20 protein-coding genes are annotated in these 22,846 nt (G+C 56.7%); 12 read left to right on the top strand and 8 right to left on the bottom strand.

The annotated features are described in order from the left end of the window. Positions 1-138 precede the first annotated feature (138 nt). The 3 genes from GUC32_RS19895 (at position 139) to lldD (ending at position 4,148) form a co-directional block, all read left to right on the top strand. Entirely contained in the window at positions 139-1,059 is a 921-nt protein-coding gene (locus GUC32_RS19895; RefSeq protein ID WP_025304091.1) for a LysR family transcriptional regulator, read from the top strand. A 323-nt stretch (positions 1,060-1,382) separates the two neighbouring features. After that, complete coding sequence (locus tag GUC32_RS19900) at positions 1,383-2,966, top strand: L-lactate permease (protein WP_043139775.1); 1,584 nt, start codon at positions 1,383-1,385, stop codon at positions 2,964-2,966. 42 nt (positions 2,967-3,008) lie between these two features. Then, on the top strand, positions 3,009-4,148 hold the full coding sequence (gene lldD / locus GUC32_RS19905; RefSeq protein WP_025304093.1) for an FMN-dependent L-lactate dehydrogenase LldD: 1,140 nt from the start codon (positions 3,009-3,011) through the stop codon (positions 4,146-4,148). Position 4,149: 1 nt separating this feature from the next. Here lldD and GUC32_RS19910 read toward each other — a convergent pair whose 3' ends face one another. Together GUC32_RS19910 and GUC32_RS19915 are read right to left on the bottom strand one after the other, a co-directional pair. After that, on the bottom strand, positions 4,150-4,959 hold the full coding sequence (locus GUC32_RS19910; protein WP_038629879.1) for a MoaF C-terminal domain-containing protein: 810 nt from the start codon (positions 4,957-4,959) through the stop codon (positions 4,150-4,152). Between the two features lie 35 nt (positions 4,960-4,994). Beyond that, positions 4,995-6,212 carry an MFS transporter gene (locus tag GUC32_RS19915; protein ID WP_043139766.1) on the bottom strand — a complete coding sequence of 406 codons (1,218 nt, stop codon included), beginning with the start codon at positions 6,210-6,212 and terminating at the stop codon, positions 4,995-4,997. Between the two features lie 717 nt (positions 6,213-6,929). Here GUC32_RS19915 and GUC32_RS19920 point away from each other — a divergent pair. Further along, positions 6,930-7,847, top strand: a complete 918-nt coding sequence (locus GUC32_RS19920; protein ID WP_025304096.1) for a TIGR03571 family LLM class oxidoreductase — start codon at positions 6,930-6,932, stop codon at positions 7,845-7,847. A gap of 158 nt (positions 7,848-8,005) precedes the next feature. Further along, positions 8,006-8,437, top strand: coding sequence for a VOC family protein (locus tag GUC32_RS19925; protein ID WP_369435393.1), 432 nt, complete (start codon positions 8,006-8,008; stop codon positions 8,435-8,437). 6 nt (positions 8,438-8,443) lie between these two features. Here GUC32_RS19925 and GUC32_RS19930 read toward each other — a convergent pair whose 3' ends face one another. Continuing rightward, entirely contained in the window at positions 8,444-9,988 is a 1,545-nt protein-coding gene (locus GUC32_RS19930) for a BCCT family transporter (RefSeq protein ID WP_025304098.1), read from the bottom strand. Positions 9,989-10,146: 158 nt separating this feature from the next. Between GUC32_RS19930 and betI the strand changes: the two genes are divergently transcribed. Further along, complete coding sequence (gene betI, locus GUC32_RS19935; protein WP_025304099.1) at positions 10,147-10,743, top strand: transcriptional regulator BetI; 597 nt, start codon at positions 10,147-10,149, stop codon at positions 10,741-10,743. Between the two features lie 9 nt (positions 10,744-10,752). On the opposite strand, the gene GUC32_RS19940 is transcribed toward betI, so the two are convergent. Next, positions 10,753-12,522 carry an ABC transporter ATP-binding protein/permease gene (locus GUC32_RS19940; protein ID WP_060448450.1) on the bottom strand — a complete coding sequence of 590 codons (1,770 nt, stop codon included), beginning with the start codon at positions 12,520-12,522 and terminating at the stop codon, positions 10,753-10,755. Between the two features lie 181 nt (positions 12,523-12,703). On the opposite strand from GUC32_RS19940, the gene GUC32_RS19945 reads away from it, so the two are divergent. Beyond that, a complete protein-coding gene (locus GUC32_RS19945; protein WP_043142553.1) occupies positions 12,704-13,561 on the top strand; it encodes a GyrI-like domain-containing protein in 858 nt (285 codons plus the stop codon). Between the two features lie 34 nt (positions 13,562-13,595). Here GUC32_RS19945 and actS read toward each other — a convergent pair whose 3' ends face one another. Then, entirely contained in the window at positions 13,596-14,345 is a 750-nt protein-coding gene (gene actS / locus GUC32_RS19950) for an amidase activator ActS (protein WP_043142556.1), read from the bottom strand. A gap of 188 nt (positions 14,346-14,533) precedes the next feature. Beyond that, on the bottom strand, positions 14,534-15,163 hold the full coding sequence (ycaC, locus tag GUC32_RS19955; protein WP_025304103.1) for an isochorismate family cysteine hydrolase YcaC: 630 nt from the start codon (positions 15,161-15,163) through the stop codon (positions 14,534-14,536). 189 nt (positions 15,164-15,352) lie between these two features. Between ycaC and GUC32_RS19960 the strand changes: the two genes are divergently transcribed. Together GUC32_RS19960 and GUC32_RS19965 are read left to right on the top strand one after the other, a co-directional pair. After that, the gene (locus tag GUC32_RS19960; RefSeq protein ID WP_161781787.1) at positions 15,353-16,219 is read left to right on the top strand and encodes a LysR substrate-binding domain-containing protein; all 867 of its coding nucleotides are present in this window, start codon (positions 15,353-15,355) and stop codon (positions 16,217-16,219) included. A gap of 127 nt (positions 16,220-16,346) precedes the next feature. Beyond that, entirely contained in the window at positions 16,347-16,916 is a 570-nt protein-coding gene (locus tag GUC32_RS19965) for an HdeD family acid-resistance protein (protein ID WP_141998891.1), read from the top strand. 58 nt (positions 16,917-16,974) lie between these two features. On the opposite strand, the gene GUC32_RS19970 is transcribed toward GUC32_RS19965, so the two are convergent. Both GUC32_RS19970 and GUC32_RS19975 read right to left on the bottom strand, forming a co-directional pair. Continuing rightward, the gene (locus GUC32_RS19970; protein ID WP_141998893.1) at positions 16,975-18,234 is read right to left on the bottom strand and encodes a glycoside hydrolase family 75 protein; all 1,260 of its coding nucleotides are present in this window, start codon (positions 18,232-18,234) and stop codon (positions 16,975-16,977) included. 73 nt (positions 18,235-18,307) lie between these two features. Next, positions 18,308-19,033 (bottom strand): hypothetical protein, encoded by a 726-nt coding sequence (locus GUC32_RS19975; protein WP_141998895.1) that lies wholly within the window; start codon positions 19,031-19,033, stop codon positions 18,308-18,310. A gap of 607 nt (positions 19,034-19,640) precedes the next feature. On the opposite strand from GUC32_RS19975, the gene GUC32_RS19980 reads away from it, so the two are divergent. The 3 genes from GUC32_RS19980 (at position 19,641) to GUC32_RS19990 (ending at position 22,772) form a co-directional block, all read left to right on the top strand. After that, the gene (locus GUC32_RS19980; protein ID WP_225735536.1) at positions 19,641-20,255 is read left to right on the top strand and encodes a 2OG-Fe dioxygenase family protein; all 615 of its coding nucleotides are present in this window, start codon (positions 19,641-19,643) and stop codon (positions 20,253-20,255) included. Further along, positions 20,252-21,484, top strand: a complete 1,233-nt coding sequence (locus GUC32_RS19985; protein ID WP_261456821.1) for a cysteine desulfurase-like protein — start codon at positions 20,252-20,254, stop codon at positions 21,482-21,484. The genes GUC32_RS19980 and GUC32_RS19985 overlap by 4 nt, the downstream gene beginning before the upstream one ends. Positions 21,485-21,779: 295 nt before the next feature. Next, a complete protein-coding gene (locus tag GUC32_RS19990) occupies positions 21,780-22,772 on the top strand; it encodes a LacI family DNA-binding transcriptional regulator (protein ID WP_025304110.1) in 993 nt (330 codons plus the stop codon). The last annotated feature ends 74 nt before the right edge of the window (positions 22,773-22,846 follow it).

Genomic DNA, 22,846 nt, shown 5'->3' on the forward strand with positions numbered 1-22,846 from the left:
CGGCACGAGAATGAGATCAAGACGAATTCTCATTGCTCGCGCAGCCTCTGATTTCGACGCCAAGGGCATTTTGATGATTGCTTATTGAAACGAGAGACTTACACTGACGCCTCTATCCGCTGAAGGGAACAGCCGATTATGCTCGCCACTCACGAATACGCCAACGACCTGATTCTGTTCGCCCTGATTGTCGACTACGGCTCGTTCAGCAAGGCCGCGGAGAGCGCCGGCATCACCAGTTCGGTGGTCAGTAAACGCATCGGGCGGCTGGAGAAATCCCTGGGCGCCCGGCTGCTGTACCGCACCACGCGCAGCCTGACGCTGACCGAAAGCGGCCAGGCGCTCTACCAACAGGCCAAAGAGATCGGCGCCAAAGTGCAGGAGGCACTGTACGCCGTCAGCGAAAAAAGCGAAGAATTAACCGGTACCATCCGCATGTCGGTGCCGACCATTTCGGGCGAGCTGCTGCTGAGCGAGAGCGTGGCGGAGTTTTGCGCACTGCATCCCAGTCTAAAGGTCGAAATGCGGCTGGAAAACCGCTTCGTCGATCTGGTGGAAGAAGGCATCGATCTGGCGATCCGTACCGGCACTATGCCAGATTCGAGCCTGATTGCCCGGCCGATCTTCGATTCCCGCTGGGTGATCGTCTGCTCGCCGGGCTATTTGAAAAGCCACCCGGAACCGCGCAGCGCCGAAGACCTGCTCGGCCACAATTGCCTGACCTACACCTACCAGGAGAGCGGCACCGCCAACTGGCTGATGAAACGGCCGGGGCGCAACGAAATCTACGAGCTGCAGGTTAACGGCAACCTGTCGGCCAACAATGCGCGGGCGATCCGCAAAGCGGTGATCGGCGGCCACGGCATCGCCATGGTGCCGCGCTGCATGGTGTATGAGGATTTGCAGGACGGCAAACTGACGGAGATCCTGGCCGGCCACTGCGGCAAGGTATTGGGCATTTACGCCGTCTATCCTTACACCCGCAATCTGCCGTTAAAAACTCGCCTGCTGATCGAACATATCATCGGTTCCTACCAAAATATCAGCCACTACTTCTGAATGGTCCTCTCTGATTATTTCCCCGCTGCCGCAAAAGACCGCGGGGATTACGGCATTTTTGGACATAATCTATTGAACATTAGCGCCTAATTAATGTGAGCTCGCGCACTCATCACACAGCAAAGCCACCTATCATACTGATTTTAAATCAATTAATTTAACCCCTTCTACCGGCGATTTTCCCACCGCCGACGCCGTTCGCCGATGTTAAAAAATTACCGCATGGCATCGTCACCAACGTTGTGATTAGAATGAAAATGTTGCGGTAATTAACCTTTCAGCTACATATCTCTGCCCATAAAAATAATAACCCTGAGGATCTTATGCCCCTGCTTTTTAGTATTGCGCCCATCGTCCTGCTGATTTGGATGATGACCAAAAGGAATGGCGTGCCCTCTTATCTCGCCCTGCCGCTGACGGCCGCCGCGGTGTATGCCGTACAGCTCCTGTGGTTCGATGCCTCGCTGCGGCTGCTGCATGCGAATATCATCACCGCGCTGGTGTCGACGCTGACGCCGATCACCATCATCGCCGGCGCCATCCTGCTCAACAAACTGATGCAGGTAAGCGGCGCGGAAAACGTGGTGCGGCGCTGGCTGGAAACCATCAGCCCCAATCCCGTGGCTCAGCTGATGATTATCGGCTGGGCATTCGCCTTTATGATCGAGGGTGCCAGCGGCTTCGGCACCCCGGCCGCCATCGCCGCGCCGATTCTGGTCGGGCTGGGCTTCAACCCGCTGCGCGTCGCCCTGCTGACGCTGGTAATGAACTCGGTACCGGTCTCCTTCGGCGCCGTGGGCACCCCCACCTGGTTCGGCTTTGCCAATCTCGGCCTGTCGGACGCCAGCCTGCTGGAGATCGGCCGGCAAACCGCGCTGATCCACTTCATCGCCGGCTTCGTTATTCCTCTGCTGGCGCTGCGCTTTATCGTTTCCTGGCAGGATATCCGCCGTAACCTGCCGTTTATCCTGCTCAGCGTGCTGAGCTGCACCCTGCCCTATCTGCTGCTGGCCCAGGTGAACTATGAGTTCCCGGCGCTGGTCGGCGGCGCCATCGGCCTGGCACTCTCGGTGCTGCTGGCACGCGGCGGCATCGGTCTCGCCCGCAGCGACAAACTGCAGAACGCCGGGCAGGCGGTGCCGTTCTTGCAGGTGGTCAAGGCCATGACCCCGACCCTGCTACTGATTGCTATTCTGATAGTGACGCGCGTGCATCAGTTGGGCCTGAAGGCGCTGCTCAACAACACCACGCTGCTGTGGCAGGAAAACCTCGGCTGGCTCGGGGAGCTGCGCATTAGCCAGGCGCTGATCGTCGAACTGCAGCAGGTACTGGGCACCTCCGCCGCCGCCGGCTACAAAACGCTGTATGTCCCGGCGCTGATCCCGTTCCTGTTGGTGGTGGTGCTGTGTATTCCGCTGTTCCGTCTGAATGGCGGCCAGGTGCGGCAAATGTTCAGCGAAACCGGCGGGCGCATCGCGCGGCCCTTTATCGCGCTTTTCGGCGCGCTGGTGATGGTCAACCTGATGATGCAGGGCGGCGACAACGCGCCGGTGATCCTGATCGGGAAAGCGTTGGCGGCGCTGACCGGCGAGAGCTGGCTGCTGTTCTCTTCGTTCCTCGGTGCGCTGGGCTCGTTCTTCTCCGGTTCCAATACCGTTTCGAACCTGACGTTCGGCGGTATTCAGCAATCGATCGCCCAGAGCAGCGGCCTTGACGTCAATCTGACGCTGGCTCTGCAGTCCGTCGGCGGCGCCATGGGCAACATGGTGTGCCTGAACAACATTATCGCGGTCTGTTCGATCCTCGGGATCGGTAACGCCGAAGGCAAAATCATCAGAAAGACCGTGCTGCCGATGCTGGCGTACGGCGGGATTGCGGCCGGTATGGCAGCGATCCTCACGCTCTGACTGAACACTCGTTATCGCAAGCAAGACAAGAAGGTAAACACTATGATCATCTCCGCGTCAACCGACTACCGGGCCGCCGCCCAGGCCAAACTGCCGCCGTTTCTGTTTCACTACATCGACGGCGGGGCCTACGCGGAGCATACGCTGAAGCGCAATACCGCAGATCTGGCCGATATTGCCCTGCGCCAGCGCGTGCTGCGCAATATGTCCGAACTCAGCCTGGAGACCACGCTGTTCGGCGAGCAGCTGGCGATGCCGGTAGCGCTGGGGCCGGTGGGGCTGACCGGCATGTACGCCCGCCGCGGCGAAGTGCAGGCCGCGCGTGCCGCGGCCAAAAAAGGCATTCCGTTCACGCTATCCACCGTGTCGGTCTGCCCGATCGAAGAGGTAGCGCCGGCGATCGATCGGCCGATGTGGTTCCAGCTCTACGTGCTGAAAGATCGCGGCTTTATGCGCAACGCACTGGAGCGCGCCAAGGCCGCCGGCGTGAAAACGCTGGTGTTTACCGTCGACATGCCGGTGCCCGGCGCCCGTTACCGCGACGCCCACTCGGGGATGAGCGGCCCTAACGCCGCCCTGCGCCGCGTGCTGCAGGCGTTTACCCATCCGCAGTGGGCCTGGGATGTCGGCCTGTTCGGCAAGCCGCACGATCTGGGCAACGTCTCGGCCTACCGCGGCAAACCGACCAGCCTGGAAGACTACATCGGCTGGCTGGGCGCCAACTTCGATCCGTCGATTTCCTGGAAAGATCTGGAGTGGATCCGCGAATTCTGGGACGGCCCGATGATCATCAAAGGCATTCTGGATCCGGAAGACGCCAAAGACGCGGTGCGCTTCGGCGCCGACGGCATCATCGTCTCCAACCACGGCGGCCGCCAGCTGGACGGCGTGCTGTCGACCGCGCGCGCCATGCCGGCGATCGCCGACGCAGTGAAAGGCGACATTACCCTGTTGGCCGACTCCGGCATCCGCAGCGGCCTGGACGTGGTGCGCATGATCGCGCTGGGCGCCGACAGCGTGCTGCTGGGGCGCGCCTTCGTCTATGCGCTGGCGGCGGCGGGCGAAGCCGGGGTGGCCAACTTGCTGGATCTGATCGACAAGGAAATGCGCGTCGCCATGACGCTCACCGGCGCGAAATCCATCACGGAGATCAACGCCGGATCGCTGGTCAGAAACGCCTGACTCACAGCGGCTGCACGCCCTCCGGGTACGCGTTGTAGCTCATCTTGCTGATGAATGCCCCGGCCGGTGACACCAGCACCCGGCCGGCGGCGTCCAGCCCGAGGAAGGTGCCGGTGCAGCGCCCGGAGATAAAGTCGAAGAAGAACACCGAGCACACCGGGATAATCTTTTCCCGGAAGGTGAACAGGAACATCTCATCCTCAAACTTGTAGTAAGTGGCGTAGTCCATGTCGCCGTGGCCGAACTGTTCGCCGCGCAGGTTTTGCCAGGCGTAGCGCTCGGTGTTGACGTAGAAGTGCTCGTAGTAATGGTTGGGGCTGTAGACGTTCAGCGTGCGATAGCCGATCAGCTCGCGGGTCAAATGCGGTGCGATGCCGCCCGGCGTGACGCCTGCAATCAGCCCAACGTGGAAGCTTTGCTTGAGGCGAGACCCCTTTTCTACCGCATGTTCAGGCAGTAGCGTGCTGCGCACCAGCAGCGCCCGGCCGCTGTCGCGGTTGAGCACCAGCGTCAGGCATTCGTTGCCCGGCGACTGCAGCGGAATATTGAAGAAATAGCGTGCGGCGGAGGTTTGCACCTCTTCGTAAGCGTCCTCGCCGCTCTCCCCGCCCCAGGCCCAGAGCACCCGTTGCCGATCGGCGCTGAAACGCAGCGTGAAGTCCCCGCCGTCTTCAAAGGCGATCTGCAACGTTTTGCCGCGCCAGTCCTGGGTGCCCGGCAGCCGGTTGGTGTCGATGCCGCGTGCGAAATCGTCGTAATTCTTCCAGTCCGGTTCGGCATTTTGATTCAGTACGGATTGTTCTGCTGACATCTTCGCTCTCCTTGATTGAATGGGATAAAACCGTCTTACACGTCGGCGACGCTCGCCGGTTTCACCGTTCTGCGGCTCACCACCGCGGGTGCAGTTTCATCGAGAAAACAGCTCAGTACGCCGGCGCAGACCGCGCCGGCAGCCGCCAGCCACATCACGCTGACCAGGCCATAGCGATCGGCGATCAGCCCGGCGATAAACGGCGCCAGGCAGCCGCCAATCACCTCGCCGATCCCCATCACCAGCCCTAATGCGGTGGCAATACGGGCTGGCGATACCGTTTCAGACGGGATGGTGGCCATAAACAGCGTGAAGCAGCCGAGGCCGGTATAAGACAGGAACACCAGCACGCCCAGCAGCCACGGGTTGTCGACGTAGCTCAGGAACAGCGGGCAGCACACCGCCAGCAGCGAAAAGAAAATCAGCGTCGGTTTGCGCCCAAGGCGATCGGAGATCGCCGGTACCGCCACGCCCCAGAAGACCCAGGCGGCGCCGATGGCGCTCATGATGCCGCCCATCGTGCCTTCACCGAAGCCACGGTCGGTCACCAAAAAGTTAGGGGTGAAGGTAATGATGATCATGAACCAGGTGACGAACACGCAGGAAATCAGAATGCACAGCGCCACGTTCTTGATTTTGAACAGCTCGCCGTAAGCGGCTTTGCCCGCCGCCTTACCGGTCGCCGGCGCGGCGATAAAGGCGGGATCTTTTTTGCCGTTCACATGGCGATAGATCAACCACGCCAGAATGATGCCCGGCACGGCGGTCAGGTGAAACGCCATGCTCCAGCCCCACTTCTGCGCCAGATAGATGATCAGCGGCGGCGCGATAATGCCGCCCAGCAGCCCCGGCGCCGCGCCCTGGATCAATCCCATGTTGAAACCGCGGCGCTGCGGCTGCGATTTTTCCACCATCAACGATTGCGCGATCGGCAAAACCGGCCCTTCGGCGATCCCCATGAGCGCCCGGAAGATCAATAGCATGGCAAACCCGCTGACCAATCCCGACAACGCGGAGAACAGCGAAAACACCAGGATCGACAGGATCAGCATCGGTTTGCGGATATTAAAGCGATCGGCTATCGCCCCCAGCCCCGCGCCAGACAGCGCCCAAGTCAATGCCAGCACCGCCGACAGCGTGCCGAGATGCACGTTGCTGAGCTTGAGGTCGGCGGCAATCATCGGAAACAGAAACGAGATGGTCAGACGATCGACGAACACGCAGCCGAAGACGAAAAATAAAATAATCAGCAACCGGTTCTCTTCACTTAATGCGCGGCGAGGCCCTGGCGATGTATTCATAGCGTCATTTGTCCATAAGTTAACTTATGAATGGCGACCCGCCATGGCATAAGTGTATTAAGCGCTCGGCCAAGAGAGACATTGGCCCTCCGTCACGACAACAACTCATTAACATATTAATGACATAAAATTATCGCAAGCCGGCGGTCTGTCAACCGGCGCTTTCTTAGAGACGAATGAAGTTTTTATCCGGTACTATTTTAAAATAGAATTATCACAATCAGATATTTTATCACTTTGTTTTTACAGACAATAAAATAATAACGGGTATTTTCCCGCGGTTAAAAATGCCTATTTTCACGCCATCTGTGAATAATCTCACCATTAACTCTTCAGGTTTATTAATTTGTTATCCCCTTTCAGTTAACGATAGGCAGCATTCGGATTCGTTTTTATCTATTGAATCATTTCGTTTTATTTCATGACCGCACAACAAAATAACTCTTACGAGGGAAAGGCTATTGGCAGGGTTACATCATTTAATCTGGACAATAACAAAAGCGCAGAGCGTGACGTAAATCACGGCAATCATGCCGTATCCTGCAAAGTAATTATGCTCGCAACAGCAATTATCTATTGCGATTAGGGCTGTTTATCTCAATTAAGCGCCATGCAACACTTCGTGCCATCGTTCGACACCGCGCCGCAAGGCCAGAGACGGAGTGACACATGAGCATCGAAAAACTAACCCGGGAGCCGCTTTCCATCGGCATCGAGTTGCCGCTGGACAACGATTGGTCCACCAGCGGGCAGCTGAAACGCCAGCAGGATGGGCGACCGTTCGGCGTGCCGGACATGAGCGAACACGCTGCGCGCATCAAGCTGGCCGATGAGCTCGGCTTTCGCGCCGCCTGGGTTCGCGACGTGCCGCTGTACGATCCGGACTTCGGCGACGCCGCGCAGGTGTTTGAGACCTTTACCTACCTCGGCTACCTGTCCAGCCTGACGCGCAATATTCTGCTGGGCACCGCGGCCGTGGTGCTGCCGCTGCGCCAGCCGTGGCTGGTACGCAAAGCGGCTTCCACGCTGCAAACGCTGAGCGGCGATCGTCTGCTGCTCGGCGTCGCCAGCGGCGATCGCCCTGTGGAATACCCGCTGTTCGGCGCCGATTACGCCGCGCGCGGTGAACGCTTTCGCACCAGCGTCGGCATTCTCAAAGGGGAAGCCGACAGCGCGCTCCAGCCTGGATTGCGCCTGCTGCCGGCCACGCCGCCGCCGCCGCTGCTGGTCGCCGGGCTGGCGCAACAAACGCCTGAGTGGGTGGGAAAAAATATGGATGGCTGGCTGTCGTATCCCGGCACGCCTGCGGACCACGTTTCGCGGGTCAAACTCTGGCGTAACGTGGCCGGTGACAAACCCTACGTCAGCTTTATTCATCTCGACCTCACAGATAACGCCGACGCGCCGATTCAGCGCCATCGCTTCGGCATCAAGAGCGGCCGCAATGGGTTGATTCAGGAACTGAGCGCCATGCGTGACGCCGGGGTCAACCACATCGGCCTGCATTTCCGCCGCAACCAGCGGCCGCTGGAAGAGACGATGCAGGAGATCGGCCAACTGGTGTTACCGGAATTCCATCGCGCCTGACGCCCGCTTTAGCCCGCTATTCCGACCTGAGCTGGTCTTTGCCCCGTTACCGGGGCTTTTTTATTTCCGCCGCTGCTAGTTCATAACAACTCAGTCTAATCCCTGCGGCCAAACGGCGGCATGATGACGGGGAAACGAGCCACCATGAGGAATGAGCAATGACGGCAAAACTGACAGAAGCGGGCTTTTGGCGCAAAACCGCCGACTCTTCATCGCTGCGCGAGCCGCGCGTGCTGATCCGGGTCTACGTCGACGAAGGCCAGATTGACCACGCCATCGCGTTTTACGAGCAGCTGCACGGCGTGGAAGCGGATATGCGTTTTGACTTTCCCGAGCATCGGTTGGTGCTGGCAGCGGTAGGACCGTTTCTGATCCTGGAAGGCGCGGAAGAAAACCTGCGCCCTTTTCGCAGCACCGTCGGCACGCTGCTGGTCGATGACATTTACCCTTACCACCAGCGGCTGCTGGCGTCCGGAGCCGAGATCTTCTTCGGCCCGGTGGAAGTGCCCACCGGCGCCTGTTTCAATGCGCGCCTGCCGGACGGCACGATTGTCGAGTACGTGCATCATCGGCCGCGCGCGGACGAATAAACCGCCTCAGGGGATCGCCGGCGTCATGGCGTAACCGCGCAGATCCTTGCGCAGGCTGACCATGTACAGCACGATCACCGCCGAGAACGGCAGGCCGCACAGCACCACTGCGGTCTGCATCGCGCTGAAACTGCCGGCGTACAGCAACCCGGCGCACACCAGCGTGGTGACCGCCGCCCAGAACACTCGCAGCCAGGCCGGCGCGTCATCGTGCGCGGAACCGCCCTGGCAGGAGAGGTTAGCTATCATCAGCGTGCCGGAGTCGACCGGCGTCAGGAACAGCACAAAGCTTATCACCACCACGAAACCGGCGGTCAGCTGGGTATAGGGCAGGTATTCGAACAGCTTGAACACCGCCATCGGCGGATCGCTTTGCGCTACCTGCCCCAGGATCGCCTGCCCGCCTTCCAGCACCAGGCTGATGGCGGTATTGCCGAAGATCGACAGCCACGCCAGCGTGAACCCGAGCGGGATCAGCAACACGCCGAAGATCAGTTCACGGATGGTGCGGCCTTTGGAAATGCGTGCGATAAACAGCCCGACGAACGGCGCCCACGCCACCCACCAGGCCCAATAAAACAGCGTCCAGGCACCCTGCCATTGGCGCGCCTTGCCGTACAGATACATATCAAAGCTGCGGCTGACGAGCGAGGTCAGATAATCCCCGAGGTTCTGCAACATGCCGTTGAGCAGGTTCAGCGTCGGCCCGGCCAGAAACACGAACAGCAGCAGCAGGCACAAGAAGCCGACGTTGATGTTCGACAGCATGGCAATGCCCTTCTCGACGCCGGTGACCGCCGCCAGCGTGGCCACCACCATCATCACCACGATCAGCGCCAGCAGTACGCCGGTGCTTTGCGGGATGTCGAACAGGTAAAACAGCCCCGAGTTCACCAGCAGCGCGCCGATCCCCAGGTTGGTCACCATCGAGATAACCGTCACCAGAATGCCGAAGCTGTCCACCAGATGGCCGACGCCACCGTGGATACGCTCGCCGAAGATCGGGTACAGCGCCGAACGCAGCGCCAGCGGCAAACCGCGACAATAGGCGAAATAGGCGAGCGCGGTGGCGATCAACGCATACAGCGCCCAACCGTGCAGCCCCCAGTGTAAAAAGGTCAGCGCCATCGCCTGCCGCGCCGCCTGTACGCTGCCGCCGCTGCCTTCCGGTGGCGACAGGAAGTGATCCAGCGGCTCATAGGCGCCGTAATACACCAGCGCAATACCGATGCCCGACGAGAACAGCATCGCCACCCAGGAGGGGTAGCTGAACTGCGGCGGCTCGTCATCCTGGCTCAGGCGAATATGGCCAAAGCGCGACAGCGCCAGCCAGAACACGAACGCCATGCAGGCGACCATCAGCAGCATGTAATACCAGCCGAACACATCGGCCACCCAGCTTTGCGCGACATTCAACCACTGTTTGCTGGCGGCGGGAAACAGCACAATCAGCGATCCCAGCAGCAGGATCACTGCCGCTGAACCGAAAAATACCGGGACATTTAATCTGACAGGTTCTTCGTCAAGCGATGGGGGAGTTTTCATTGTCATTGGCAGGCTTCCATGATGCGAAAGACAGACGATTTAAATGCAACCTTCAGTTAACATCTTATCGTCATTTATTTGACATTTTCGCAGCATATAGAGTATTGATTGACCGTTCAATCAATCAAATTCAAAGTGTGATTTGCCTATCAGTTGGGGAAAATATGTACCGCAGAGACATTCCTGAGCAGCGCAAGGAGCAGCTGATTAATGCCGCCTTCGAAACCATCAGCGTGGTGGGGCTGGCCGGCGTCACCCTCTCTCAGGTGGCGAAAGAGGCCGGGCTGTCGACCGGCATCGTCAGCCACTATTTTGGCGATAAAGAAGGATTGTTGAGCGCGACCATGCGCAAGATCCTGCGCGATCTGCGCGACGCGGTGGCCGAGTGCCGCGCTCAGGCGGCAAGCGACAGCCAGTCGCAGCTGTGCGCCATCATTCAGGGCAACTTCCACCCCAGCCAAACCAACGCTATTTCCATGCGCGCCTGGCTCGACTTCTGGGCCGCCAGCATGCACCAGCCGGTGCTGCGCCGCCTACAGCGCGCCAACGATCGGCGGCTCTATTCCAATATTTGCAGCCAGTTCCGCCGCGAGCTGCCGCTGCAGCAGGCGCGCGACGCGGCGCGCGGGCTGGCGGCGATGATCGATGGGCTTTGGCTGCGCGGTAGCCTGGCCGGGGATGACACCGATCTGCAGCAGGATTACCGCATCGCCTGCGACTACGTGATACAACGGCTCAGGGCCGCGCCATCAGCGGAGTGAACGGCAGCGTCAGCGCGGTTCCTGCTCTTCGCTGTATTGGGTTTGCCACATGGCAGCGTAGCGGCCGTTCGCCGCCAACAGCGCCTCATGCCCCCCGCGCTCGACGATCTCCCCCGCCTCCAGCACGATGATCTCATCGGCATCCACCACGGTGGAGAGCCGGTGGGCGATCACCAGCGTGGTGTGGTTGCGGCTCACCTCGCGCAGATGCCCCTGGATTTCGCGCTCGGTCTGGGTATCCAGCGCGCTGGTCGCCTCGTCGAACACCAGGATGGCCGGATTTTTCAGGATGGTGCGCGCGATCGCCACCCGCTGCTTTTCACCGCCCGACAGCTTCAGCCCGCGCTCGCCCACCCGGGTGTCGTAACCGTCTGGCAGACCGACGATAAAATCATGGATATGCGCCAGCCGCGCCGCCCGCTCGATGTCTTCATCGCTGGAGCCGGTTTTGCCGTAACCGATGTTATAGCGCAGCGTATCGTTGAACAACACCGTATCCTGCGGCACGATGCCGATCGCCTGCCGCAGGCTGGCCTGCGTCAGTTGGCGAATGTCCTGGCCGTCGAGGGTAATGGCGCCGCCCTGCACGTCGTAGAAGCGGAACAGCAGGCGCGACAGCGTGGACTTGCCCGCTCCGGAGGCGCCGACCACCGCCACCGTGTGGCCTGCCGGAATGGTAAAACTCACCTGCTTGAGGATCGGCCGGCGCGTGTCGTAACCGAAGCTGACCGCGTCGAACCGCACTTCGCCGCGATCGAGGCGCAGCGGCTGCGCATCCGGGCTATCGACGATCTCACGCTTTTCCTGCAGCAGATCGAACATATTCTCCATGTCGATCAGCGCCTGGCGCACCTCGGAATAAATAAAGCCGAAGAAGTTCAGCGGCTGATACAGCTGCAGCAGGTAGGCGTTGACCAGCACGAAGTCGCCGACCGTCATCGTCCCCTGGGTAATGCCCTGCGCCGCCATGGCCATCATCACGATCAGCCCGATCGAGATAATGGCGGTTTGCCCCAGGTTGATCGCGGTAAAACTGAATTGGTTCTTGATGGCGGCGTATTCGTACAGCCGCCGCGACAGATCGAAACGCTCGGCCTCGAACGCTTCATTGCCGAAGTACTTCACGGTCTCATAGTTCAGCAGGCTGTCGATGGATTTGCTGTTAGCGTCGGCGTTGGCCTTGTTGAGCTCGCGGCGAAAGCGGGTGCGCCAGCTCACCGCCAGCACGGTGAACAGAATGTAGCAGCCGACCGTGGTCAGGATCGCCAGCGCAAACCAGCCGTTCAGCATATGCCACATGATTGCCGTGACCAGCGAGAGTTCGAACAGGATCGGCACGATGGAGAACAGCAGCCGCGACAGCACCGTGGACACCGCCTGGGTGCCGCGCTCGATAGACAGCGACAGCCCGCCGGTCTGGCGCTCCAGATGAAAGCGCAGGCTCAGCGCATGCAGCTGGCGAAACACCCGCACGCCCAACAGGCGCGTGGCGTTCTGGCTGACGTGGATAAACATCACGTTGCGCAGCTCCTCAAACAGCGCACCGCCCACCCGCGCCACGCCGTAGGCGATAATCAGCCCCAGCGGCACCGCCAGCATTTTCGCCGTCTCGCCGCTCAGCGCATCGACCATCGCTTTGTAGGCCAGCGGCACCAGCGTGGTGCTGACCTTGGCCGCCACCATAAACACGAAGGCCACCACCAGATACCCCCGCAGCCGCGGGTTGTCTTTCGGCCACAGGTAGGGCAGTAGGAATTTCAGCAAACGGGAACGGTCCATCATGTAATATTCATCTTCTCGGTCGGGCTCGCGGCGCATGGCCGCGCGGGGGTTATGAGTTTGGCCTGGCCGGCGGCGAACGCCGCAGCCATTCCGTTTTCCTGCGGTGGCAACTCAGCATCATCCGTCAGGAGAAGCAGCAGCGACTCGGGCAAAGTTCAGGCATGGAGGAGACAATCACATGACCCAGACGTATGCAAAGCGCTTTGCGCAGGTCTTTGACTATATCGACCGCCACCTGGACGAAGCGCTTACCGTCGACACGCTGAGCGAAGTGGCCCATTTTTCGCGCTTTCACTTTCAACGCCAGTTTAGCGCGTATTGCGGCATCTCGGTGTGGCGTTATATCCAGTGGATGAGGCTTAAACGCGCCTCTTACCGCCTGGCGTATAACCCGCTGGAGCCGGTGATTGACATCGCGCTGGACGCCGGTTTTCAAAACCCGGAGTCCTTCAGCCGCGCCTTCAAACAGGCGTTCAGCCAAACGCCGAGCCAGTTTCGCAAACAGCCGGCCTGGATCGATTGGCAGCAGCGCTTTCCCGAGCCGAAACACAAAAGGAAACAACCCATGAAGGTAGACATTGTCGATTTCCCGGCCACGCCAGTGGCGATGATCGAACATAGCGGCCCGCCCGCGCTGGTCAACGAAACCGCCGCACGCTTTATCGAGTGGCGCAAAACCAGCGGCCTGTCGCCGGTCAGAAGCAGCCGCACTTACGGCATTGCACCGCACGATCCGGCCACCACCGACGCGCAAGACTTCCACTTCTTCATTTGCGGCGAGGTCACTGCACCGATCCCGGAGGACAACGCCTCTGGCGTGGTGAACGGCACGCTGCCGGCCGGACGCTGCGCGGTGCTGCGCCATCACGGCTCGCTGGATGGGCTCTCGGAAAGTGCCCACTATCTGTACCGCGAGTGGTTGCCGGCCAGCGGCGAGGAGCTGCGTGACTTTCCGCTCTATTTCCACTACCACAACTTCGTGCACGAGGTGGCGGAATATGAACTGGTGACCGATCTTTATCTGCCACTGAAATAGCTGACATCCGGCCCCGTAAGGAGCCGGATTAATGTTAACAGGACGGCGACGATCCCTGCGGCGGCAGATAGCGCTGTGGATCGAGCGCGGTGGCGCGGTAGCGGATCTGGAAATGCAGGAACACCGAATCGGTGCCGGTGCTGCCCATGGTGCCAATCTTCTGCCCCGCTTTCACATCCTGGCCGTTGCGCACCAGCGTGGTGTCGTTGTGCGCGTAGGCGGTAATAAAGTCTTCGCCGTGCTTAATCATGATCAGGTTGCCGTAGCCGCGCAGTTGGTTGCCGACGTACACCACTTTGCCCTTGGCGGAAGCATAGATCGGCTGGCCGCGCTTACCGGCAATGTCGATGCCCTTGTTGCCGCCATCGGCATTGGAGTACGCCTGCACGATCCGGCCGCTGGTCGGCCAGCGCCAGCAACGTGCGGCGCCCGGCGGTGGCGTTTGCTTGGCGATCGCGGAGGAAGACGTTTTACGGCGCGTGGCGGCGGTTTTGGTCGGCGTGCTGCCGCTCAGCCGCAGCTTTTGCCCCACTTCCAGGCTATAAGGCGGGCGTATCTTGTTGATTCTAGCCAGATCGCTGACTTCGCTGTCGGTGATCCAGGCGATGTAGTACAGCGTATCGCCCCGTTTGACGGTGTAAGACTTGCCGGTGTAGCTGCCCTTCGGCAGTTTGTCGTAGTCACGGTTGTAGGTATTTTTACCCGAACACCCGGCCAACAATAGCCCCAATGTCAGACACACCGCGATGCGGCGCCACCTCGCCAGCTTGCTTCCTGTGCTCAAATCCTGTCCCCAATCGTCTTTTCGGTTCTGATACGCGTCAGCCGCACAGTGTAACATTTGCGCCGGGTCAGTCAAAAAGCGGGAAAGAGGCAACTATCGGAAAACAACTGGCACGGAGGCCGCTGCGGCACGATCGGCGGGAGGAAAAATGGCGCCATAAGGCGCCAAATCATGCAGCGATGCCGGGGTTACTGTTTACCTGAGGTCAGCAAACTGAAGCTGGTCATCAGATTGCGATAGTCAGGGATATGTTGAGAGAACAGGTTCCCCAACCCTTCGATATCATTTCGCCAATCGCGGTGCAATTCGCACGCCGCGCCAAACCAACTCATCAGCTGCGCGCCGGCCTGGGACATGCGATCCCAAGCCGCATCGCGCGTAATCGCATTGAACGTGCCGGATGCGTCGGTGATGACGAAAACCTCATACCCCTCTTCCAACGCAGAGAGCGCAGGAAACGCCACGCAAACCTCGGTCACCACGCCGGCGATGATCAGTTGTTTCTTGCCCGTGGCCTTTACCGCCTTGACGAAATCTTCATTATCCCAGGCATTGATATTGCCGGGACGAGCAATATAGGGGGCGTCAGGGAAAGTTTGCTTTAGCTCTGGCACCAAAGGGCCGTTCGGTCCGTTTTCAAAACTCGTGGTCAGTATCGTCGGTAAATTGAAGTATTTAGCCAGATCGGCCAGCGCCAAAACATTATTTTTGAATTTATCCGGATCCTGATCTCTAACCAGGGACAGTAGCCCCGTCTGATGATCGACTAATAACACGGCGGCCTGTGCCTTATCTAATCGGTTATATTTAAAAGTCATTCCCTTCTCCTTTATCATCAAAATCATCAAATTCCGATCGCCCCATGCATTCCAAGCATGTAGCATGCTTTCAAACGCTCCGACATCAGGCTAGCAATGAACCAGCCGGGTAAATAGAACGATTATTGGGAATGAGTATCTCACCACTGGGAAGGTCAACTTTATATGATAGATTTCAATGAGATGGTTATGTTTGCCAGAGTAGTTGAATGCGGTGGATTTCTTTCCGCCAGTAAGAAGTTTGGTATACCCAAATCGACGCTATCAAGACGAATATCCAATTTGGAAAAAAGGCTCAATGTCAGACTTATTCAGCGTTCAACGCGAAACCTCATGGTCACCGATATAGGAAAAGAATATTATCAGTACTGCCTGCAGATGATTAGCACCGCAGAGAAAGCGGAATGCCTCATTATTAACAAAAGCGAAAAACCCACTGGAAAAATAAAACTAACCTGCTCAAACATTCTCCTGGATCTTGGCCTAACGGAAGTCCTGGCGAAATTCATGCTGCAATACCCTAAGGTCAGTTTGCATGTAAAAATATTTAATCGCAACGTGGATATTATTTCTGAAGGGTATGACCTCTCATTAAAACTCATCGCCGATGAGCCCAAAAACAGCAACTTGGTGATGCGTCGAATTTGCGCTGTGCCCACCGCATTTATGGTCGCCCCCTCTGCAACTATTCAGTACCAAAGTATCAATACGCCCGAAGATCTCTCCAGTTTGCCAACGGTCGGGTGGTTATCGACCCATCTTCAGGCCGCCTGGACGTTTCAACAAGCCGATCGCGAAGTCAAAATAAACAACGAGTCGCGCATGGTGTGCGATGACATTCGCCTGATCAAGGAATCGATCGTAAAAGGCGTCGGTGTTGGCTGCCTGCCGCTGAAATTAGCCCGCCAGGAACTGCTCGACGGCAGCCTGAAAACGCTGCTCGACGACTGGACATTGGAACAACACAAGATTGTCGCGTTTTACCCTTCCAGACAAGGACTCCCCCCTTCGGTAAGGGCGCTGATTGATTTCATCGTTGATGAACTGGCCGAATAACACGCCGCTACCAAGCATAAACGCCACGCCGGATTTACCGCAGTGATTAAAAAGTGACTACTATAATAGAGCGCTCGGAAAAATAGAGTGCCCCCGAGGATCGCAACAAAGAGAATGGAGCTGTAACATGCTAAACCTTGATCGCAATAATCTGCCCCTCCTGAGCGAAGAACTGCTCAAAAAGCAACGCACCACCCTGCTGATCATCGCCTTCCTGCTGCTGGCGGGCGGTATAGTGTGCCTGGTTAATCCTTTCGCCTCCGGCGCGGCGCTGAGCATCGTGGTCGGCGTCCTGCTGCTGTTGAGCGGCGCCGGGCTGATTATCGCCATGATCGCCAACCGAGCGCAGAATACTTGGCCGATGATCGGCGGCATTCTGCTGGGTGTGGCCTACCTGATTATCGGCTATGTGTTCATCACCAGCCCGCTGGCGGGCATTCTGGCGCTGGCAGTGTACCTCGCCGTGCTGTTCGCGCTCGGCGGCATCGCCCGCCTGGCGGCTGGCTATATGCGCCGCGGATTGCCGGGCAACTGGCTGCAGTTCGTTATCGGCGTGCTCGATTTGATCATCTCCTGGATGCTGATCGGTTCAGGCCCGGCGGCGTCGGTCACGCTGGTGACGGCGATCGTCGGCATCGAGATGCTGGTCAGTTCCTTTGCGCTGTTCCAGGCGGCGAATCTGTTTAGAAAAAGCTAACTCGGTAGCCGCCACTCCCTTGAGCGGCGGCTTTGAATAACACGCCAATAAAAATTCCCTAGGGCATTCTTATTGCGTAACGCCATTCCCCAATCGTTGAACCTATACCATCGAGAGAACGTAGGTGGATACCAAAATATTGATTATCAAAAATAGCCGCATAGCCGACCTGCTCGGCAGAAAACGAGACAAAGCAATAAACATGGTCAAATTCCTTGAGGTGGCCAATCGGCCCAGAGACACAAATATCTCCCGGCGCCAAACTCGCACGGTGGGTTATCTTCTGCCATCCCTGCTCCAGAGCCCATTCAACGAAATAATCAACATTGATAGACTGCATGCTGCCAAGTTGCGGATAAGGTAGGTCACAAAGTTTAAGGCAACTGACCTGGTGTGCAACACAGGCATTACTTGTCGCGGTAGGGCTGTATTCCGGCACAAACCAGTCTTCTACTGCTTCCCTGATTGAACGGTAATCTTCTTTAAACATCCCGACAAACCGTTCAGCATTACTGGGAAATTGATCATTCCACACCATGGCATCAGCCAGTTGCACAACAAACGGTGCATCTATCGTGACCTTTGTTTTGGGCAGTAGTTGCAGTATCAGAGCGAGCTCCTGAGTATCACTATATTCTTTAACATGACTTTCTCCCGATTTCGACGAGATAACTACCGTCGGAGTTCCCTTTCCATTACTACCTAACATAACACCGGAGATATCTTCGATTTTCATCGGCAAACTAAAAGGCAAGTTTTCCTTGAATAACTCTCTACCATATGCCTGGATCGTTTCAAAACTCACCGTTGCCCCCAAGCTTGCAGAACCTGCAATGACCTCATAGGTCACGCCATATCCGATCCCCCTGATTATTTTTTTCTTATTTTTACTCCATGGGTTAACGCCAAGCGCTTCGACTGCGGCAATGGAGGCCTCTCCGATAGAATCTTTTCCACCGACGTCTGCACAGATTGCATAGATATGATTATTTTTATAATTTATTTTAGCCATATCTCCCATATTCACAGCGACCCCGGTGATCTTCTTCCAATTACCTGGAATAACAAAATATGGAATAATACGTGCATTAACATAATCTCCCTCACCTCGCCAACCATTCCCTCTTCTTAAGCTGGTTTCCTTTTGCCCTGTCGGATCGATTTCCTCGGCATCAGGACTGCCATCGGCATCCGTATCCGCATCGGCAATAATTAAAATATGGCCATCATCTTTAATCATAACTACAGGATCTGGCATGACCGGCTCATCTGGGGAAGTCCGGTTATTTTTCCATGGGTGGGAGATGATATTTGACATAATGTTACCCTCGGTGAAAGGATGGCACCAACCGATATATATTACCGACAAGCAAAAAGATATACGTGATACATTATGACGGCTTGTCGGCCATATTAATTCGGCAGAGTTTTATCTTCGATTTAACAGATGCGACCACCAACTCTTTGTCTTCTTTACTGTAAAATTTACTCCCTTGACTCATTGTGACACTCAGCAATCTTTCTTTATTTTGTTGTTCTTTTTTAATGGCTTCCGCCAACGCATCAAGATTAGGCGTGATTAATTCAACACCCGCCTGCCTGATCTCCAATTCATAGGCCAAATCCTCCAGATTCTGGTAGAGATAATTTCCAATATCAGTATAGTATGCCTTGTTAGCATTAATAATTAACGCAATATCCTGATCTAAAAGGTTAACGGCTTCATACATGCAATTAGCCGATGCCGCAGCCGTCTTGTAATTATAGATTTGCGTTGCATAATTATAATGACCGGGAAAGATATTAGCGCCAGCTGCAATTCCGCCACTGTACATCGCAGTGGTCACTGAACCACTTGCGGCCGAAATCACAGCAACGAGAGTACCAAAAAAACCCACTTCATTATATCCATAAGTTTGCTGATAAAGACTTATGTATTTTTCTCGCCATAAATTCCGATAAACCAAAGCGATTTTTTTAATGTTATCAATCTTAGGTTTTTTTTCTGCCTCGACCGGCCACGGTGCGGGCCGAGGTGTTTCTACCGGGATCGGATAAGGACTAGTACAGCCAGAAAGCATCCACGCTAATGATAATGAAGCTAATAGATTATTCATATTCTAAGCTCACAACACAGACACTTATTTATAAAAATAGCTCAGTACTTTTTTTCCTCCACTTTTCTAGTTATAGACTTTTAGTTTGAAATTTAAATCTAAGAAATCAACGATCGTCTGATATTTTGTTCTTAACAATGGTTTACCTATGCATAAAAATCTTGGATAGAATATCTTTGACCACCGCTCCTTTTCACTAAAGTTAAAACATTCAATATAATAAAGCAGACCTCTGCCCTGACGGAAAATCGCCAATAGATATGATAGTATTGTGCACAGCATTCGATAATATGTCCTCTTATCCCTACCCCCTCATCTGACAGGTAGTGTTCTATCATGCCTCCACTCCTTAGCCAGGTGTAAACCAGGCTTGATTGGGATGCTCTTGTAAAAATGACGTTTGCCTCTCATTACCACCGAAAAACGCGTTGATGCAACCGCCCCTCTCTACTGTTCACCCCACTTTACGACCGCCGTCACACCTCGCCACCGCCAAATTGCGTTGGTTATAGAGTCGTCTACAATTCAATCGAATTACCCCCTACAACATCAGAAATTATTATTATTAGAGGTGATTATGTTACAGAAACACGAAAACGTAATAAGTATGACTGTACTAAGCCCGCAAGCCACCCAACAGCTGATGCCATCGTTCTCCTCCTTGCCCCACACGCAACACGCCGACGGAAAATATCGCCTGCGCCGTTACTCGGTCGTCAAATACCTCAACCCCAACGTCGCCGAAGTGGGGCCGCGCACTTTCATGCAGTCGGATCAGATCAACCACTTTCAGGGCAACGTGGTGCGCCGCTTCGAACCTATCGACAGCGCCGTGTTGCAGAGCGCCGGCATGGCAGAGATGTGCAACCTGTTTGCAGAAAGCAACGAACTGCCGGAAGGCGCCGAGATAGAGATCCACCAGATGCGCGTGGTCGCCATCGAGAAAGACACCCAGGTGGCGCCGGAAGGCATTCACCAGGACGGTTTCGACCACATCGCGATGATCGCCATTCACCGGCACAACATCGTCGGCGGTGAAATCATGCTGTATGACGACAGTCACCACGATCCCTTCTTTAAAAAAGCGCTGGCGGACGGCGAAGCCGTGCTGCTGGCGGACAGCAAACTGTGGCACAACGCCACGCCGATCAACGCCGTGAGCCCAACAGAAGAAGGCCATTTGGACCTCTTCGTCCTCACCGCGCGGGGAGAGAAAGCATGACCTTTACTCCCGAGCTCGCCCGCCGCCAGTTCAGCGCCCTGTCCCAGCTAATCGACGGCAAACCGGCGATCTTTTTCGACGGCCCCGGCGGTGCGCAGGTTTCACGGGGCGTGCTGGAAAAAATGACGGATTACCTGGGGGCATACAACGCCAACCTGGGCGGCCACTACTTCTCCAGCCGAGTCACCGGCGAGGTGATGGGCCAGGCGCGGGAATCGGTGCGCGCCTTGTTAAATGCCCCGTCGGCCGACACCATCGTCTTCGGCATGAACATGACCACGCTGACTTTTCATCTCAGCCGCATCATCAGCCGCGACTGGCAGGCCGGCGATGAGGTCATCGTCACCGCGCTGGATCACTACGCCAACGTCTCCAGCTGGCAGCAGGCCGCTGCCGACAGAGGGGCCGTGGTGCATCAGATACCGCTCGAGAGCGCCGACTGCGCATTGGATGCCGCGAAAGTGTGTGAGCGCATCAATGCCAACACCCGCCTGGTGGCGGTCAGCTACGCCTCCAACGTCACCGGCAGCATTGTCGATATCAAAACCATCGTCGAAGCCGCGCATCGGGTCGGTGCGCAGGTGTATGTCGACGCCGTTCATTACGCCCCGCATAACCTGATCGACGTACAGGCGCTGGGCTGTGATTTCCTGGTGTGCTCCGCCTACAAGTTCTTTGGCCCGCACATCGGCATGGCCTACATCGCGCCGCAGTGGCTGCAGCGCCTGCGTCCGTACAAAGTCGAGCCGGCCACCGACGTCGGCCCCGGCCGTTTCGAGACCGGTACTCAGAGCTTCGAAGCGCTGGCCGGCGTCGCGGCCGCTATCGAGTATCTGGCGCAGTGGGGCTCGCCCGGCGCGCCGTTAAGGCAGCGTTTGCAGGAGAGTTTCGCCGCCTACCACCAGCATGAAGAGGCGCTGTGCCGCCACTTCCTGCAACGGCTGCAGCAGCTCGACGGGGTGCGGCTTTATGGCAATCCCCAGGCGGACAGCGCGCGCCGCACACCGACCTTCGCCCTGACCTTCAGCGGCCATACGCCTGACGCAATCGCCCGCCGCCTCGGGCAGCACAACATCTGCGCCGGCAGCGGGCATTTCTATGCGTTGGGCTTGGTGCAACAGCTAGGGTTGCAGGACGGCGGCGTGCTGCGCATCGGCATGATGCACTACAACACTCAAGGCGAGATCGATACGCTGTTCAACGTGATCGCCGAAGATATTCTCAGTTAACCCGGCCACATCGCCCGCTCACCTTATTGAGCGGGTTGAGCGGACGAAAAGGAATCAAACTGCCCGCCTTTTCTTCCATGAGAGTCCACGGCACGCTGATGCGTGCCTTTCTTTCACTCCGTTACGAAATGCGGGGATAATGAACATACTCATGCTGGAACGGCAAAAGAAGCCGGGATCGGCGCATCGTGCGGTTGTCACCGAATACGCCGGAGGTAGCGCATTGCACGCATTCTCTTTTGACTCAGCAGTGGGCATAATGACAAACACGGTCTGGGTCAGATGAGTATGAATGGTGAAGTCGCAGCGAATTACGTTAAATGACATTGCTGTACTGGCGGGTGTAACCAAAATGACGGTCAGTCGCTATCTGCGCACGCCGGACAGGGTTAAACCGGAAACAGCTGCGCGCATTGCCGCCGTTATCGAGGAAGTCGGCTATCAGGCCGATCCCGACAATCCCGCCCTCTATTCCAATAGCCCTCCCCTCATCGGCGTTCTGGTTCCTTCTTTTAACAATCTGATATTTGCTGATGTCCTCGCCGGCATTGAATCCGTGACGTCTATACAGGGTTATCAGACGCTGGTCGTCAATTATGACTACAACAGCAAACGCGAAGAGGAGCAAATTGCCGCGATCCTGGCTTTTAAGATAAAAGGGCTGCTGCTGACCGAGTCGGTCCATAGTCTGCGGGCGGAAAAATTCCTGAAGACGGCAAAAATACCCGTTGCTGAAATCATGGGGCTGTCAGGCAATACAGATCGAATTAACGTGGGTTTTGATAATGTGAAAGCCGGCTACGATATGACCACCATGCTGCTGGCCAGCGGTAAAAAACGCATTATCTATTTTGGTTCAATGTCTGATATCCGCGATGAACAGCGTTATACGGGATACTGTCAGGCAATGGCTAACCATGATTTACCTACCGGTCGTATCTCCCCCAATAAGATCTCTTCCATTTCGATTGGAACAGGCATGATGACGCTTGCGAGCCAGATGTATCCGGATATGGATGGGATTCTCTGTACCAACGACGATCTGGCCGTGGGCGTGTTACAGGAATGTCTGGCAAACGGTATCAGCGTGCCAGCGCAAATGGCCATTGCCGGATTTCACGGTCTTGAGATCGGGCAGATCATTACTCCTCGGTTAGCCAGCGTACTGACGCCACGGTATGAGATGGGGAAAGTGGCGACAGAAATCATAATAAAAAAAATTAAAGGGCTGCCGACCATTGAACGTGTCGATCTCCACTTCCGCCTGTCAATGGGGGAGACAATATAGCTTGCCCCTGCCAGTGACTTTATCATTGGCCATCACTGCCCGCTTCGCCAGAAGACCATCTCTCGTTATCCCGG

Source organism: Serratia sp. NGAS9, assembly GCF_009905295.1.
In the GTDB taxonomy this organism is placed as follows: domain Bacteria; phylum Pseudomonadota; class Gammaproteobacteria; order Enterobacterales; family Enterobacteriaceae; genus Serratia; species Serratia bockelmannii.

Excerpts from the sequence above, each read along its gene's own strand:
- GUC32_RS19970 (WP_141998893.1), bottom strand. The coding sequence starts at position 18,234 with ATGTCAAATATCATCTCCCACCCATGGAAAAATAACCGGACTTCCCCA.
- lldD (WP_025304093.1), top strand. The coding sequence starts at position 3,009 with ATGATCATCTCCGCGTCAACCGACTACCGGGCCGCCGCCCAGGCCAAA.
- GUC32_RS19975 (WP_141998895.1), bottom strand. The coding sequence starts at position 19,033 with ATGAATAATCTATTAGCTTCATTATCATTAGCGTGGATGCTTTCTGGC.
- GUC32_RS19965 (WP_141998891.1), top strand. The coding sequence starts at position 16,347 with ATGCTAAACCTTGATCGCAATAATCTGCCCCTCCTGAGCGAAGAACTG.
- GUC32_RS19925 (WP_369435393.1), top strand. The coding sequence starts at position 8,006 with ATGACGGCAAAACTGACAGAAGCGGGCTTTTGGCGCAAAACCGCCGAC.
- GUC32_RS19960 (WP_161781787.1), top strand. The coding sequence starts at position 15,353 with ATGTTTGCCAGAGTAGTTGAATGCGGTGGATTTCTTTCCGCCAGTAAG.
- GUC32_RS19900 (WP_043139775.1), top strand. The coding sequence starts at position 1,383 with ATGCCCCTGCTTTTTAGTATTGCGCCCATCGTCCTGCTGATTTGGATG.
- GUC32_RS19945 (WP_043142553.1), top strand. The coding sequence starts at position 12,704 with ATGACCCAGACGTATGCAAAGCGCTTTGCGCAGGTCTTTGACTATATC.
- GUC32_RS19985 (WP_261456821.1), top strand. The coding sequence starts at position 20,252 with ATGACCTTTACTCCCGAGCTCGCCCGCCGCCAGTTCAGCGCCCTGTCC.
- GUC32_RS19940 (WP_060448450.1), bottom strand. The coding sequence starts at position 12,522 with ATGGACCGTTCCCGTTTGCTGAAATTCCTACTGCCCTACCTGTGGCCG.
- betI (WP_025304099.1), top strand. The coding sequence starts at position 10,147 with ATGTACCGCAGAGACATTCCTGAGCAGCGCAAGGAGCAGCTGATTAAT.
- GUC32_RS19920 (WP_025304096.1), top strand. The coding sequence starts at position 6,930 with ATGAGCATCGAAAAACTAACCCGGGAGCCGCTTTCCATCGGCATCGAG.
- GUC32_RS19895 (WP_025304091.1), top strand. The coding sequence starts at position 139 with ATGCTCGCCACTCACGAATACGCCAACGACCTGATTCTGTTCGCCCTG.
- ycaC (WP_025304103.1), bottom strand. The coding sequence starts at position 15,163 with ATGACTTTTAAATATAACCGATTAGATAAGGCACAGGCCGCCGTGTTA.
- GUC32_RS19930 (WP_025304098.1), bottom strand. The coding sequence starts at position 9,988 with ATGACAATGAAAACTCCCCCATCGCTTGACGAAGAACCTGTCAGATTA.
- GUC32_RS19910 (WP_038629879.1), bottom strand. The coding sequence starts at position 4,959 with ATGTCAGCAGAACAATCCGTACTGAATCAAAATGCCGAACCGGACTGG.
- GUC32_RS19980 (WP_225735536.1), top strand. The coding sequence starts at position 19,641 with ATGACTGTACTAAGCCCGCAAGCCACCCAACAGCTGATGCCATCGTTC.